The sequence below is a fragment of the Streptomyces sp. NPDC055103 genome (assembly GCF_053607625.1).
In genome coordinates, this window is sequence record NZ_JBSGTX010000047.1 from 1 (window position 1) to 15,189 (window position 15,189).

General features: G+C 72.1%; 12 protein-coding genes. 6 read left to right on the plus strand and 6 right to left on the minus strand.

All coding sequences use genetic code 11. The features are described from left to right. Positions 1-85 precede the first annotated feature (85 nt). The 3 genes from ACWFR1_RS26595 to ACWFR1_RS26605 are packed head-to-tail and all read left to right on the plus strand — an operon-like array spanning position 86 to position 3,445. On the plus strand, positions 86-1,099 hold the full coding sequence (locus ACWFR1_RS26595) for a WxL protein peptidoglycan domain-containing protein (protein ID WP_453555279.1): 1,014 nt from the start codon (positions 86-88) through the stop codon (positions 1,097-1,099). 29 nt (positions 1,100-1,128) lie between these two features. Then, entirely contained in the window at positions 1,129-2,079 is a 951-nt protein-coding gene (gene era, locus ACWFR1_RS26600) for a GTPase Era (protein WP_453555281.1), read from the plus strand. A gap of 40 nt (positions 2,080-2,119) precedes the next feature. Beyond that, positions 2,120-3,445, plus strand: coding sequence for a TerD family protein (locus ACWFR1_RS26605; protein WP_453555283.1), 1,326 nt, complete (start codon positions 2,120-2,122; stop codon positions 3,443-3,445). Positions 3,446-3,448: 3 nt separating this feature from the next. On the opposite strand, the gene ACWFR1_RS26610 is transcribed toward ACWFR1_RS26605, so the two are convergent. Together ACWFR1_RS26610 and ACWFR1_RS26615 are read right to left on the minus strand one after the other, a co-directional pair. After that, complete coding sequence (locus tag ACWFR1_RS26610; protein WP_453555285.1) at positions 3,449-3,700, minus strand: protealysin inhibitor emfourin; 252 nt, start codon at positions 3,698-3,700, stop codon at positions 3,449-3,451. 21 nt (positions 3,701-3,721) lie between these two features. Further along, positions 3,722-4,798, minus strand: coding sequence for a M4 family metallopeptidase (locus ACWFR1_RS26615; protein WP_453555287.1), 1,077 nt, complete (start codon positions 4,796-4,798; stop codon positions 3,722-3,724). A gap of 291 nt (positions 4,799-5,089) precedes the next feature. Between ACWFR1_RS26615 and leuA the strand changes: the two genes are divergently transcribed. The 3 genes from leuA (at position 5,090) to ACWFR1_RS26630 (ending at position 9,401) form a co-directional block, all read left to right on the plus strand. Then, positions 5,090-6,853: a 2-isopropylmalate synthase gene (gene leuA, locus ACWFR1_RS26620; RefSeq protein ID WP_453555289.1), complete on the plus strand. Its 1,764-nt coding sequence runs from the start codon at positions 5,090-5,092 to the stop codon at positions 6,851-6,853. Between the two features lie 314 nt (positions 6,854-7,167). Then, positions 7,168-8,577, plus strand: coding sequence for a choice-of-anchor A family protein (locus ACWFR1_RS26625; RefSeq protein WP_453555291.1), 1,410 nt, complete (start codon positions 7,168-7,170; stop codon positions 8,575-8,577). 131 nt (positions 8,578-8,708) lie between these two features. After that, positions 8,709-9,401 (plus strand): TerB family tellurite resistance protein, encoded by a 693-nt coding sequence (locus ACWFR1_RS26630; RefSeq protein WP_453555293.1) that lies wholly within the window; start codon positions 8,709-8,711, stop codon positions 9,399-9,401. A gap of 8 nt (positions 9,402-9,409) precedes the next feature. Here the strand turns inward: ACWFR1_RS26630 and ACWFR1_RS26635 are convergent, their stop codons facing one another. The 4 genes from ACWFR1_RS26635 to ACWFR1_RS26650 all read right to left on the minus strand — a co-directional run bounded on the left by ACWFR1_RS26635 (position 9,410) and on the right by ACWFR1_RS26650 (position 15,152). Continuing rightward, positions 9,410-10,783: an FAD-binding oxidoreductase gene (locus ACWFR1_RS26635; RefSeq protein WP_453555295.1), complete on the minus strand. Its 1,374-nt coding sequence runs from the start codon at positions 10,781-10,783 to the stop codon at positions 9,410-9,412. Positions 10,784-10,956: 173 nt separating this feature from the next. Beyond that, positions 10,957-12,708, minus strand: coding sequence for a LuxR C-terminal-related transcriptional regulator (locus tag ACWFR1_RS26640; RefSeq protein ID WP_453555297.1), 1,752 nt, complete (start codon positions 12,706-12,708; stop codon positions 10,957-10,959). Between the two features lie 101 nt (positions 12,709-12,809). Next, positions 12,810-14,180, minus strand: coding sequence for an FAD-dependent oxidoreductase (locus tag ACWFR1_RS26645; protein ID WP_453555299.1), 1,371 nt, complete (start codon positions 14,178-14,180; stop codon positions 12,810-12,812). Between the two features lie 150 nt (positions 14,181-14,330). Then, positions 14,331-15,152 (minus strand): hypothetical protein, encoded by an 822-nt coding sequence (locus ACWFR1_RS26650; RefSeq protein ID WP_453555301.1) that lies wholly within the window; start codon positions 15,150-15,152, stop codon positions 14,331-14,333. Between the last annotated feature and the right edge of the window lie 37 nt (positions 15,153-15,189).

Consider the following 15,189-nt stretch of genomic DNA (forward strand, 5'->3'; position numbering starts at 1 on the left):
TTTAACCCCCCGGGCCCCCCCCCCCGGGGGGGCGGGCGGGGCCCCCCCGCCCCGCCCCGCTCCGCACCCGGGGGTTCTCCGCACTGTGCGCAGCAAGCCGTACGTCCTCCTCCTGAGCCTTCTGGGCGCGCTCCTCGTGCTCCTCGGCGCCGCGCCGCAGGCGGCCGCCGCCGAGAACGGCGAGTGGGCCGTCTACCCGGCCGCCGCCGAGCCCGGCAGCCGCCCGTACTTCTACCTCTCCGTCGACCCCGGCACCTCGCTCACCGACCGCGTCACCGTCACCAACAAGACGGCCGCCCCGCTCACCTTCCGGCTGTACGGCGCCGACGCCTACAACACCGACAGGGACGGCGGCTTCGCCATCCGCACGCGGCAGGAGAAGCAGACCGGGGCCGGGGCCTGGATCAAGCCCGAGCGGTCCCGGGTCACCGTCCCGCCGCGCTCCGCCGTCACCGTCCCGTACACCCTGACCGTCCCCGCCGACGCCGACCCCGGCGACCACCCGGGCGCCCTCGTCGCCCTCGACGAGCGGATCAGCCCGAGCGGGCAGGGCTCCGTCGCCATGGGCGTCCAGCGCGCGGTCGGCGCCCGTGTCTACCTCCGGGTCAACGGACCGACCGTCCCGGCCCTCGCCGTGGAGGACGTCACCCTCGACCAGGACCGGCCGCTCGTCCCCGGTGTCGGCGGGAGCAGCGCCCTCGTCTCGTACACCCTCCACAACCGGGGTAACGTCACGCTCAACCCCAAGGTCGTCCTCAAGGCCGAGGGGCTCTTCGGCCGCACCCTCCTCGACCGCGACCTGGCGAAGGTCCCCGCCGAGCTGCTGCCCCGCCAGAAGATCCGGCTCACCGAGCGGTGGAGCGGCTCCCCTCAGTTCGACTGGGGCGACGTGACCCTCACGGCCAGCGCGAAGGACGTGAGGGAGACCGGAGCGGTGTCCTTCCTCGCCCTGCCCTGGCTCGCCGGCGGGACGCTCCTGGTGGCGACCGCGATCGGATTCCTCGGCCTCCGGATGCGCCGCCGCAGGGCCCTGAGCGGCCCTGAGGGCTCGCCGAGCGAGGCCTCGGACCGGTCCGAGGACGTCCTCAGCACGTCCTGAGTACGTGAGGCGGGCGCTCATCGGGGACAATGGCCCCCATGAGCGCTCGCAACCAAGAATCCGAAGCCGTCCACCGGGCCGGCTTCGCCTGCTTCGTCGGCCGCCCCAACGCGGGCAAGTCCACCCTCACGAACGCTCTGGTCGGCCAGAAGGTGGCCATCACCTCGAACCGGCCGCAGACCACCCGGCACACCGTCCGCGGCATCGTGCACCGCCCGGACGCGCAGCTGATCCTGGTCGACACCCCCGGCCTCCACAAGCCGCGCACCCTCCTCGGAGAGCGGCTCAACGACGTCGTGCGCACCACCTGGGCCGAGGTCGACGTGATCGGCTTCTGCCTGCCCGCCGACCAGAAGCTCGGCCCCGGCGACAAGTTCATCGTCAAGGAACTCGCCGCGATCAAGAAGACCCCGAAGGTCGCGGTCATCACCAAGACCGACCTGGTCGACTCCAAGACGCTCGCCGAGCAGCTCATCGCCATCGACCAGCTCGGCAAGGAGCTGGGCTTCGAGTGGCAGGAGATCGTCCCGGTCTCGGCCGTCGGCGACAAGCAGGTCCAGCTCGTCGCCGACCTGCTGATCCCGCTGCTGCCGGAGTCCCCGCCGCTCTACCCGGAGGGCGACCTCACGGACGAGCCGGAGCAGGTCATGGTCGCGGAGCTGATCCGCGAGGCCGCGCTCGAAGGCGTACGGGACGAGCTGCCGCACTCGATCGCGGTGGTCGTCGAGGAGATGATCCCCCGCGAGAACCGCCCGGCGGACCGGCCGCTGCTCGACATCCACGCCAACGTGTACATCGAGCGCCCCAGCCAGAAGGGCATCATCATCGGCCCGAAGGGCAGCCGCCTCAAGGAGGTCGGCATGAAGTCCCGCAAGCACATCGAGGCCCTCCTCGGCACGCCGGTCTTCCTCGACCTGCACGTGAAGGTCGCGAAGGACTGGCAGCGGGACCCCAAGCAGCTGCGCAAGCTCGGTTTCTGAACCCGTCGACTTCCCCCCGGCCGCGTGCCAGCATGACGCGGTGACGCAGATCATCAAGGGGGGAAACCTGCCAATCCCCGGGCAGGCGTGGCGGGTCGCGGTCGTCCGGCGGGCCGCCGGCGACGGGGTGCCTGAGGTCGACGCCTCGGCGCTGCTCCTCGACGCCGAGGGCCGGGTCAGGGGCGACGGCGACCTCGTCTTCTACAACCAGCCCGCACACGCGTCCGGCGCGGTGCGCCTGCTGGAGCAGGTGCGGGACGGGGAAGGGCGGGTCGCCGACTGGCTGGAGATCGACACCGAGCGCGTGGAGCCCGCCGTCCAGCGCATCGTGATCACCGCGTCCAGCGAGGACGGGACGTTCGGCCAGGTGCCGGGCCTCCACATCCGGACGGTCAGCGCCGCCACTGGCGAGCAGCTCGGGCTGTACGAGGTCGACGACGCGAGCACCGAGACGGCGTTCCTCCTCGGCGAGTTCTACCGGCGCGACGGGGCGTGGAAGTTCCGCGCCCTGGGCCAGGGATACGCCTCCGGCCTCGTCGGCCTCGCCGAGGACTTCGGCATCGTGGGCAGGGACCCGGAGGCCGCCTCCGACGAGGAGGCCGCGCACGACGACGAGACCGCCTCCGTCGACGCCTCTCCGGAGGCCATTCCCGAGGAGCTCCTCGCCAAGGTGAGGGAGGCCGAGGCCGGGGCCGGAGCCGCCTCCGTACGGACAACGCCGCGGGTCCCCGTACAGCGACCCCCGCGGACCGGTCCGCGGTCGGACGCCGAGCTCTTCGGACAGGACTTCCCGGAGTTCGTCCGCAGTGGCGAGGGCAAGGCCGACATCACCGTCGACGTGCCGATCCCGGCCGGATACGTCATCGTCGAGGCGACCCGGAAGGGCGACAGTTTCTTCAGCGTGCGCTGCATCGACGAGAAGGACGAAGGCGGCGGCACACTGCTCGCGAACACGACCCTTGAGGACTACGAGGGCCGCCGGTGCATGCACCACGACGGCAAGGCCCCGCTGCGCCTGCGCGTGACGACCTCCGACGCCTCGTGGACGATCGCCGTCCGGCCGGTGAGCACCCTGGAGGTCCTCGACGGCTCCGCCACGGGGCGGGGCTCCGACGTGCTGCTCCACACGGGCCCCGCCGGCCTGCTCACCTCCCGGCTCCACTCGAGGCTGGGCCATGAGTGGATCTGCGTGGAGGGCTACGAGCCGGACGGCCGCCGCCACCTGCTCGCCAACGAGGCGGGCAGGATCATCCGGGACACGCGTCCCCTGCCCGAGGGGCCTCTGCTCGTGCAGCTCACCAGTGCCGACACCCATTGGTCCCTGAAGGTCAGGCAGAACAGGTTCTGGCGCCGCGCCTCCCGCTAGCGGTTACGCGCCTTCCTTGAGGACCCTCGTGATGAGGGTCCTCTGCGCGGCCGTGAGGCGGGGGTCGCAGCAGCGGATCGTCGTGCCGTCGATGGTGATCTCGTAGGCGAAGCCGTCCGGGACGCCTCGGGACGTGTCGCTGCCTCCGGCGAGTACCTCCCCCGCCAGGGACCGCAGGTCCGGGTCGGCGGTGTCCACCTCCGCCGACCGCTCGATGCCCGCGAAACCGCCCGTGCGCCGCACTCGAATCCGCATGGGACCTGTCTACCAGCAGGGTCAGTCGGTCGGCACGCCGACGGCCGACCAGGCCTTCAGGACCGCCTGGATCTCCTCCCCGTCGCCGTACCGGGCCCTCGCCGCCGCCACCGTGGCCGCCGCGAACTCGGAGAACCGGGTCTCGGGAGCGAGCGTCCCGCCGGTCATCACGTCGTACCAGATCTGCCCGGGCCGCTCCCAGGCGTTGCCGCCGAGCTCGGTCGCCGCCAGGTAGAAGGCGTGGTTGGGGATGCCGGAGTTGATGTGCACCCCGCCGTTGTCCCGGCTCGTGCGGACGTAGTCGTCCATGTGGCCGGGCTGCGGGTCCTTGCCGAGGACGTCGTCGTCGTACGCGGTGCCCGGGGCCTTCATCGAGCGCAGGGCCGTGCCCTGCACGTTCGGGTGGAAGAGGCCCTCGCCGATGAGCCAGTCGGCCTGGTCGGCGGGCTGCCCGAGGGCGTACTGCTTCACGAGGGAGCCGAAGACGTCCGAGACGGACTCGTTGAGCGCGCCGGACTGGCTGAAGTACTCGAGGTTCGCCGTGTGCTGGGTGAAGCCGTGGGCCAGCTCGTGGCCGATGACGTCCACGGGCAGCGTGAAGTCGAGGAAGATCTCGTCGTCGCCGTCGCCGAACACCATCTGCTCGCCGTTCCAGAAGGCGTTGCCGTAGTTCTCGTCGTAGTGGACGGAGGCCAGCAGCGGCAGCCCGGAGCCGTCGATCGAGTCCCGCCCGAAGGCGTTCAGGAAGAGGTCGAAGGTGGCGCCGAGGCCCGCGTACGCCCGGTTGACGGTGGCGTCGGCGATCGCCTCCTCGCCCTCGGCACGGACCCGCGTGCCCGGTAGCTCGGTCCCGCGCTCGCAGTCGTACACGGTGCGGTGCGGCCGCCCCGCGTCGGCGGGGGCGAGCGTGGGCGCGCTGCCGGGCAGCGGCAGCACCCGGCTCGCCCGGGCCGAGGCGTCCGCGATGAGGGTGCGGCGGGCGGCGGCGGCGACGGCAGGGTTCGAAGAGCGCGCCAGGTGCTCCAGGAGGTGCGGCGGGACGATCGAGCAGAAGGCGGGCGTGCGGGGAGACGTGCCGGGAGACGTGTGGGGAGTCATCCCTGCAATGTGGCACCACGTGATGCCACTGTCACGGGATGCGACGAGGATTGGCGATATGGAGTGATGTGTCACTGATCAGTCTTGACGCGCGAGCCGTCCCGCATACTGGACGAGGACGTCCGTCTGCGGCGTCCCTGGGCTAGGCTGCGGCACATCATGCGTTTCGGGCTGCTTCTCCTTAGCCGCCGCGGCGAGGGCCTGTAGTCGTAGGCCGACCCCCTCCCCGCGGGACCTGGTGTTGCGTTCGATCAGTCGGCCATCCCGCAGGATTCCGAGGAGCCCTACGCAATGAGCCAGTCCCCCTTCATCGGCCGCCCCACGCCCGTCACCAACGCGACGCAGCTGCAGAAGCCGTCCGGGATGCCGATCCACAAGTACGGCCGCTACGAGGCCGTGGTCATCCCCGACCGCACCTGGCCCGAGCAGCGCATCACCAAGGCCCCCCGCTGGCTGTCCACCGACCTGCGCGACGGCAACCAGGCCCTGATCGACCCGATGTCCCCGGCCCGCAAGCGAGAGATGTTCGACCTGCTGGTCCGGCTGGGCTACAAGGAGATCGAGGTCGGCTTCCCGTCCTCCGGTGAGACCGACTTCGCGTTCGTGCGGTCCATCATCGAAGAGGGCGCGATCCCGGACGACGTCACCATCTCCGTACTGACCCAGGCCCGCGAGGACCTGATCGAGCGGACCGTGGAGTCCCTGGTCGGCGCCAAGCGCGCCACCGTCCACCTGTACAACGCCACCGCCCCCACCTTCCGTCGCGTGGTCTTCCGCGGCTCGAAGGAGCAGATCAAGCAGATCGCCGTGGACGGCACCCGGCTGGTGATGGAGTACGCCGAGAAGCTGCTCGACGAGCGCACGGTCTTCGGCTACCAGTACAGCCCCGAGATCTTCACCGACACCGAGCTGGACTTCGCCCTGGAGGTCTGCGAGGCGGTCTGTGACGTCTGGCAGCCCGGCCCGGACCGCGAGATCATCCTCAACCTGCCCGCCACCGTGGAGCGTTCGACGCCGTCCACGCACGCGGACCGGTTCGAGTGGATGTCCCGGAACCTGTCCCGCCGTGAGTACGTCTGCCTGTCCGTCCACCCGCACAACGACCGCGGTACGGCCGTGGCGGCCGCCGAGCTGGCGATCATGGCGGGCGCGGACCGCATCGAGGGCTGCCTGTTCGGTCAGGGCGAGCGCACCGGAAACGTCGACCTGGTCACCCTGGGCATGAACCTGTTCAGCCAGGGCGTCGACCCGCAGATCGACTTCTCCCAGATCGACGAGATCCGCCGCACGAGCGAGTACTGCAACCAGATGGAGGTCCACCCGCGCCACCCCTACGCGGGCGACCTGGTCTACACCGCCTTCTCCGGCTCCCACCAGGACGCCATCAAGAAGGGCTTCGACGCGATGGAGGCCGACGCGGCCGCCCAGGGCGTCACCGTCGACGACATCGAGTGGGCCGTCCCGTACCTGCCGATCGACCCGAAGGACGTCGGCCGCTCCTACGAGGCCGTCATCCGGGTCAACTCGCAGTCCGGCAAGGGCGGTATCGCGTACGTCCTGAAGAACGACCACAAGCTGGACCTGCCCCGCCGGATGCAGATCGAGTTCTCGAAGATCATCCAGCAGAAGACCGACAGCGAGGGCGGCGAGGTCACGCCGGCCGCGATCTGGTCCGTCTTCCAGGACGAGTACCTGCCCAACCCGGAGAACGCCTGGGGGCGCATCCAGCTGCGCTCCGGCCAGACCACCTCCGACACCGACGGCACGGACACGCTGACCGTCGAGGCGGTCGTGGACGGCGCCGAGACCGTGCTGACCGGCTCCGGCAACGGCCCGATCTCCGCGTTCTTCGCCGCGCTGCAGTCGATCGGCGTGGACGCCCGCCTGCTGGACTACCAGGAGCACACGATGAGCGAGGGCGCCTCCGCGCAGGCCGCCTCGTACATCGAGTGCGCCATCGACGGTCAGGTCCTGTGGGGCATCGGCATCGACGCCAACACGACCCGCGCCTCCCTGAAGGCGGTCATCTCGGCGGTCAACCGCTCCGCGCGCTGATCCGCTCGGCGCGCCGATCCACCGGACCGCCGGCCCGCTGATCCACCGGACCGCCGACGCGCTGCACGACCGCTGCCCCGCACCCTTCCTCCCGGAGGGTGCGGGGCAGCTTTGTTCTCCGCTTCCGACTTCCCGCTCTCATGTGACGTGCGTCACGGTTTCAGGTTCGCTTAAGGAAGATCATGTCGCAATGCCGGAATCGGCGTCATATCAGGTGAGTTGACGGCACATCGGGGAATGGCGGAAGGTCGGCTCGTCCCCTCGGACACTCCCCCCACGCGCCCCCTTCGCACCTCCCTGACCTGGAGTTTCGCATGCGCACGTCCGCTGCTGTGGCCGCCGTCCTCGCGGTGACCGGCACCGCCCTCGCCTGGGCCCCCGCCGTCTCCGCCACGCCCGCCGCACCCGCCACGTCGTGCGCGGCGCATCCGCTCGGCACGGCCGGCCTCTACGCCGAGTTCGTCGAGAAGGACTCCGTCCGCCACTCCGACTCCGAGGGCGCGGTCGCGGTCGGCGGCGACGCCACCTTCGGCGACCCGAAGCAGCCCTCGGGCTTCTCGATCGGCCACAAGCTCACCGGCGCCGACCTCGCGAAGCTGCCCGGCGGCCACAGCCTCGTCGTCGGCGGCACGCTGTACGCGAACCAGGTCGTCCTCGACAGCGGCACCGGCACGGCCGGCAAGGTCGTCGACCGCTCCACCCCCGGCCAGGGCTTCGGCGTGGACGGCGACAAGGTCGCCGAGGGCGCCTCCCCGACCTCCCCGGTCGACTTCGCCGAGGAGTTCGCGAGCCTGCGCGCGCTCTCCACCGGCTGGGCGGCCACCGCGCCCAACGGCACGGTCGCCGGCGACAAGGACTCCAAGGGCCTTTTCCTCACCGGTACGGACCCCGAGCTCAACGTGTTCGCCGTGGACGCCGCCGACCTGGAGAAGGCCCGCGCGATCACGCTCAAGGTCCCGGCCGGCTCCTCCACCCTCGTGAACGTCCTCGGCGCCTCGTACGACATGAACACGTCCGCCACCTACGGCGTCTACTACCAGGGCGCGGACGGCACGGCTCCGGTCATCGACGACTACACCCCGGCGAGCGACGAGTTCCGGCAGATCCGCTCCCGGCTCCTGTGGAACTTCCCGCAGGCCGAGAGCGTGAAGAAGAACTACACCTCCTGGCCTGGCACGATCCTCGCGCCGAACGCCGAGGTCGAGATGGGCGGTGTCGACGCGAAGGGCCACAGCGTCGGCCCCGGCCACGTCAACGGCTCCGTCATCGCCGAGTCCCTGACGACCGTCCCCGGCGCCGAGACCCACCAGATGAACTTCACCGGCTGCCTCCCGAAGGTCACGACCCCGGGCGAGGTCGTCACCCCGAAGCCGCCGACGCCGACCGAGACGCCCGTCCCCACCCCGCCCGCGACCCCCGGGCCCACCCCGAGCGAGGGCGGCGGTACGCCCACGGCCCCCGCGACCCCGGGCGGCTCCGAGACGCCCGGCGCCTCCCCGTCGACGCCCGCCGGCACCCCCGAGACCCCGGCGGGACCGGGCACCCCCGGCGAGGCCACCACCGCCCCGGCCGCGCCCTCGACGGCTCCGTCCGCCACCCCGGAGGGTGATCTCGCGACGACCGGTTCGGCCATCGGACCCGGCACGATCGGTGCCGCGGCGGCCGCCGTCCTCGTCGGCGGAGGCTTCCTGGCCTTCGCAAAGCGCCGCCGCCGCGCCTCCTGAGGCCGCGCGGACGGTGTCGTGTCTCGGCCATCTCCATGGAGATCTGCTGACGGGGTGCTGACGCCACATCAAGGATGTGGCTAACATCACGCCAACGCCGGCAGTGCAGCCGGGCCGTTGAGGAGGTGCGTGTGCGCTCTGCCCGAAATTCACGTGGTGGGAAAGTGGGCGTCTGCGGAATCCGTACCTCCTGGAACACGGTCGGAGACGGCGAGTTCTTCTGCGAGGAGTGCGGCGGCGACCGGAACTACCGGCGGCGCACCGGCCGCCGCAGGTTCGCCGTCCTCGGCGTCCCGGTCCTGCCCCGGGGCTGTACGGGCCCCGTCGTCGAGTGCGCGGCCTGTCACACGCACTTCGGTACGGAGGTCCTCGACCGTCCGACGACGAGCCGCTTCTCAGCGATGCTGCGGGACGGCGTGCACACCGTCGCCCTGGCCGTGCTCGCGGCCGGCGGCACCGACTCCCGCGAGGTCCTCGACCGGGCCGTGACCGCGGTCCGGTCCGCCGGCTTCGCCGAGTGCACCGCCGTCCAGCTCGTCGACCTCGTCGAGGCCCTGGAGGCCGACACCGGGCGCTTCATGCCCGAGGTGAACCCCGAGGGCAGCCTCCTCGCGATCGAGCTCCACGAGGCCCTGGGGCCGCTCACCCCGCACCTGGCGCCCGCCGGGCGGGAGTCGATCCTGCTCCAGGCCGCCCGGATCGCCCTCGCCGACGGGGTCTACAGCCCCACCGAGATGGAGGTCCTCGGGACCGTCGGGAACGCGCTCGCGCTGGCGCCCGACGACACCGTCCGCCTCCTCGCCTCGGCGCGGACGGTGCCGTAGGACCCCCGTCAGGGGGCGATGTTCTGGTTCAGCCGGAACACGTTGTCGGGGTCGTACCGGCGCTTGACCGTACGCAGCCGGTCGAAGTTCTGCCGGTAGTTGACCCGCACCCGGTCCTGGTCGTCGGTGTCCATGAAGTTCACGTATCCGCCCTGCTCGGTGTGCGGCCGCAGCGCCTTGTCGTAGGCGCGGGTCCAGGCGATGTTCGCCTCCGTGTCCGCCGCGCCGGTCGCCCAGGTCGCGCCGATGGAGTGCGAGAAGACGGCGTCGCGGTAGGCGAAGGCGGTGTCCTCCGGTCCCACCTCGTGGCAGGCCCCGTCGATCGGGAAGATCGCCGTGTCCGACTCCATCGACGGCAGCGTCGTGCCGTACGCCATGTGCGCGTCGATCGCCCCGTCCGTGAGGTCGCGGCTGAAGGCGCCCTTCCAGTAGTGGAAGAGCCCCGGCGGCAGCTGCTCGTCGAAGACGGTGTTGATCACCGGGTACGGCATCCGCTCCATGAACCGGCCGACGACCGGGCCGAGCCCGTCGAGCCGGGCGAGGACCTTGTCGTCGTCCGCCGCCGGGCCGCTGAAGCAGGTGAACGCCGCGCAGATCGGGCGGCCGTGCCAGCGCTCCGGCAGGAACGGTTCCTCGGGGCCGAGCGCGATCACGAGGATCGTGTTGAGCTCGACCGGCGCGTCCTCGTTCATCCGCTGCCAGGCGCGGGCCACGTCCGGGCCGAGCGGGTAGCAGGTCAGACCGCCGAAGACGTCCGACACCGGGTGCAGCCGGTACGCGAGCGACACGGCGATCCCGAAGTTCCCGCCGCCGCCGCGCAGCGCCCAGAACAGGTCCGGATGCCGCTCGGCGTCGCAGGAGACGAGCGTGCCCTCGGCGGTCACGACATCCGCCGCGATCAGGTTGTCGCAGCTCAGCCCGCACCGGCGGGACAGATGCCCCATGCCGCCGCCGAGGGTCAGGCCGCCGATGCCGGTCGTGGAGATCACCCCGCCGGTGGTGGCGAGCCCGAAGGCGTGGGTGGCGTGGTTGAAGTCGCCCCAGGTGGCGCCGCCCTCGGCCCGGGCCGTACGGGCCTCCGGGTCGACCCGGACGCTCCGCATCCGGGACAGGTCGACGACGAGGCCGTCGTCCACGGTGCCGAACCCGGCGACCGAGTGGGAACCGCCGCGCACGGCGAGCGGGAGGGAGTGCTCACGGGCGTACAGCACCGCGGCGATGACGTCGCCGGCGTCCGCGGCGTGGACGACGACGGCAGGGCGGCGGTCGTGCAGGCCGTTGTAGACCCGGCGGGAGACGTCGTACGACGGGTCGCCGCGGGTGACGACGGTGCCGCGCACGGCACCGCGGAGCGTGTCCAGGGAGGTGGTCGTGGTGGTCATGCTTCCGGTGTAGCCCGGGGGAGGCGGCCGGGGCATCGCCCGAACCGCCCATCCGGCCGCCGGCGGGGGTGGGCCGTTCGCACCAGGGGCTGCGGTGGGGGCGTCGGGCCGGAGTGGTGTCAGACCAGGGCCGCGTCGGGTCTGGGTCAGGGTGGCGGCGGCCTTGGGTGGTGTCAGACCAGGTCGTGGGCGTACGCGTAGGCCGTCGCGGCGGAGCGGGAGCTCACGCCCAGCTTGGCGAAGATGTTGTTCAGGTGCCGGGAGACCGTGTGCTCGCTGATCACGAGGGCCTGGGCGATGTCCTTGTTCGTCCCGCCCCCGGCGACCAGCCGCAGGACCTCCGCCTCGCGGGCGGTGAGCCCGCCCGGCAGTCGCCGCCGCTTCCCGCCGGAGAGCAGCGCCGCCGCGCGCCGGGCGTCCGGTTCGGCGCCGAGCCGCTCGAAGACCGCCCGCGCGGCGGCCAGCTCAAGACGGGCCGCCTCCTCGTCGCCCACCGCCCGGTCGGCCGCCGCGAGCAGCATCCGGACCTGCGCGGCCTCGTACGGGACGCGGAGTTCCAGCCACCCGGCGAGCGCCCGCCGCAGCAGCCGCAGCGCGGGGCCGGACCGCGCCTCGGCCAGGGCGACCGCGCCCCGCGCCGTGTCGGCCGTCGCCCGCAGCAGCGGTACGTCCCCGGCCAGCGCGTCCAGCTCCGCCGCCGCCCGGGAGGCGCCCGGCACGTCCCGGACGGCGAGCGCCACCTCCGTACGGGCGGCGAGCAGGCGGGCGCGGCCCAGGAGGTCGTGGCGCGGGTCGCCCTGGCAGGCCAGGGCGAGGTCCACGCCCGCGACGGCCGCGTCGGCCCGGCCCTGCGCGAGGCGCAGCAGCGCGAGCCCGGGCTGGGGGATCCGGCCCAGCTCATGGGCGTGCGCGTACGACGTGGCGGCCTCGTCGAGGCGGCCCTGGCGCCGCTGGACGTCCCCGGCGGCGTAGAACGCGGCGGCGGCCGCCTCCAGGCAGTCCACCGGCACCTCGCGGCACGCCTGCCGCGCCTCCTCCTCGGCGAGCGCCCAGGTGCCGAGGAGGTCGAGGACCTCGACGCGGTGGGCCCGGCAGACGCCCCGGAAGGGGTTCTCGCCGGAACCGGAGGGCGCGGCCATGGTCTCCGTACCGTCGGCTTCCGCCGGGCGGCCCGTCCACGGGGGCGCGCACCACTCCATCGCCGCGTTCGTCCACTCGACCGCCCGCCCGAAGTCGGCCGCCTCCATGCACTGGGTGAGGGCCAGGCAGTACAACCAGCCCGTGAACACGCTGCTCAGTTCGCCGGCGGTGACCGCGCACATCGCGTCGTCGAGGAGGGCGAGGGCCTCCGTCCTGCGGCCGTTCGCGAGGAGGACGGCGGACTCGGCCTGGCGGCCGAGGGCGACGAGGTCGGGGCTGCCGGAGCGGAGGGCGAGCCGGGTCATGCGGCGGGTCGCGGCGAGGGCGCCGGCCCGGTCGCCGTGCTGTTCGGCCTCCTCGGCGTCCGTCCAGGCGAGGAAGCACTGCTCGGGGCAGGGCGGCAGGTCCTCCAGGTGGTGCCGGGCCCGGTGGAGCCAGCCGGCGGCCGCGGCGGGCCGCCCGAGGCTGCGGTACTCGAAGTGCAGCCACCAGGCGGCGAGCCCGGCGCCCCGGTGGTCACCGGCCGCGAGGAAGGAGGCGTGGGCGCGGAGGCGGGCGGTGACGGACTCGTCGATGTGCCCCGACCACCAGGCGGCGTCGGCGAGCACGGACAGGTCGTCGGCGGTCAGCGCGCGGGACGGGTGCCGGTCCTGGGCGTGGAACAGCGCGTACGCCTCGGCCCAGGACTCCCGCCCGGCCGCGTCCCGGGCGCGCTCGACGGCGTCGGGCACGGCGTCGGCCGTGGCGGCGGTCGTCTGAGCGGTGTGCAGTGTGGGTGCGGACATGACTTCGCCTCTTCCCGGTCCTTTCAGAGTAGGACCGGGAAGAGGCGGAGGCGCGTGCGACTACGGGATCACCGGGGCTACGGGATCACCGGGCTGTGGGACTACTGGATCGCGCCGCTCGCGCGCAGCATGTCCTCGCGCTCGACGATCTTCACGCGCTCGCGGCCCTGCGGCTCGCCGAGCGCCTTCTCGGCGGCGTCCAGGGCGTACCAGCCCTCCCACGTCGTGTACGTGACGCCCTTGCCCTCCAGGAAGGACACGACGGCGTCCGTCTCCGGGGTCTCGGGCGTCAGCAGACGGCCGTTCGCGAAGTCGTCCAGGAGGTTCGCGACGGTCTCGTTCGCGTCGCCCTTGGTGTGGCCGATGAGGCCGACGGGGCCGCGCCGGATCCAGCCGGTGCAGTACGTGGAGGCCATGTGCTCGCCGGTCTCCTCGATGACCCGGCCGCCCTCGTCCGGCACGGTGCCGGTGGCGGTGTCCCAGGGGAGCTTGGGCAGCTCGTCGGAGAGGTAGCCGACGGCGCGGTAGACGGCCGAGACGTCCCAGTCCGTGGTGGCGCCGGTGCCCTTGACGTTGCCGGTGCCGTCGAGCTCGGTGCGCTCGGTGCGGAGACCGACGACCTTGCCGTCCTCGCCGAGGATCTCGACGGGCGACTCGAAGAAGTGCAGGAAGAGCTTGTGCGGACGGTCGCCGACGTCGCGGATCGCCCAGTTCTCCAGGGTCTTGGCGACCATGTCGGTCTGCTTGTTCTTGCGCCGCTCGGCGATCGAGCCGTCGTCGTAGTCGATGTCCTCGGGGTTGACGATGACCTCGATGGTGGGGGAGTGGTCCAGCTCGCGCAGCTCCATGGGGCTGAACTTGGCCTGGGCCGGGCCACGGCGGCCGAAGACGTGGATCTCGACGGCCTTGTTGACCTTGAGACCGTCGTAGACGTTCGCCGGGATCTCGGTCGGGAGCAGCTCGTCGCCGGTCTTCGCGAGGATACGGGCGATGTCGAGGGCGACGTTTCCGACGCCGAGGACGGCGACCTTCTCCGCCTCAAGGGGCCAGGTGCGCGGGACGTCCGGGTGGCCGTCGTACCAGGAGGCGAAGTCGGCGGCGCCGTACGAACCGTCGAGCTCGACGCCGGGGATGCGGAGCTCGCGGTCGGCCATGGCGCCGGTCGAGAAGATCACGGCGTCGTAGAAGGCGCGCAGGTCGTCCAGGTGGACGTCGGTGCCGTAGTCGACGTTGCCGAAGAGACGGACCTGCGGCTTGTCGAGGACCTGGTGGAGGGCGTTGACGATGCCCTTGATCCGCGGGTGGTCGGGGGCGACGCCGTAGCGGATGAGACCGAAGGGGGCCGGCATCCGCTCGAAGAGATCGATGGACACGCCCGGTTCGGCGGCGGCCTCGGACTTCAGCAGCGCATCGGCGGCGTAGATTCCGGCGGGGCCGGCGCCGACGATCGCGACCCGGAGGGGGCGGGGCATGACGGGTTTCCCTTCGCAAGCGAGGTGGCGGCGAAGCCGCCGACACTTAGGTCACCCTAAATAACAACACGAGCGGAGTGGTACCCGGGCCCGGTCTATGGACTCATAAGGCGAGCTTATGACTTCCATAAGTGTGGCTAGGCGGGGTTCTCAGAGGTCGAGGGTGCCGAGGAACGCTTCGACGGTCATCCCGATCAGGAGGGCGTAGGAGGCGAGCCCGAAGGTGCCGAGGAACAGGCCGAGGCAGAGCTCCCCGCGCCGCAGGAACGCCCGCCTCGGGAGGATCACGTTCCCCGGGTCCCGCGGATCGTAGCTGACCCTGACGGCCATGCCGCCCGCCCAGGTGAACACGTGGCGGATCGCGCCCGCGGGGTCCACGTAGAGGTACATCCCCGGCCTCTCCGGCACCTCCGCCGCGAAGGTCGTGATGCCGTGCCGCGTCAGGCGCACCTCCCGGTACCAGCTCGCCAGGGCCATGCCGCTCGCGACACAGGACGCCGCCCCGACCGGGCCGATGAGGACGAAGAAGAGGATGGCCATCGGCTCTCCGGCGGCGGCGACGAGCGCGCACAGGGCGACGACCGCCCCGAAGGCGGCGGTCGACCACCACTTGATGAGCCGCACCTTCCGCTGGTGCCTGCTCACGTGCCGGTCGCGCGTCTCGACGAGCGCGGTCCCGTCGGCCGCCGTGTCCCGCCCGGCCGTCCCGGGCAGGGCGGCGTTCACGGTCGCGGCGAACATGGCGACCGCCGCCTTACTCACCCCGTCGACCTGGTGCTTGTACGAGGCCGCTCCGGGCGCTGCCGTCAGCTCGACCGTCAGGCGACGCCCTTCGGCGCGGACCTGCGCGATCGCGGCCAGGGGGATGCGCACCTCGTCGTGACGGCGGGTCAGGAGCAGGGCGTCACCCTCGTATTGGAGGGAGGTCTTCCCGCGACCCTGGGCGACGGGTATGGAAGGGGAGATCGACATGAGCGTGATCGTAAGGGCGGGTCGACGGCCGGTGAAC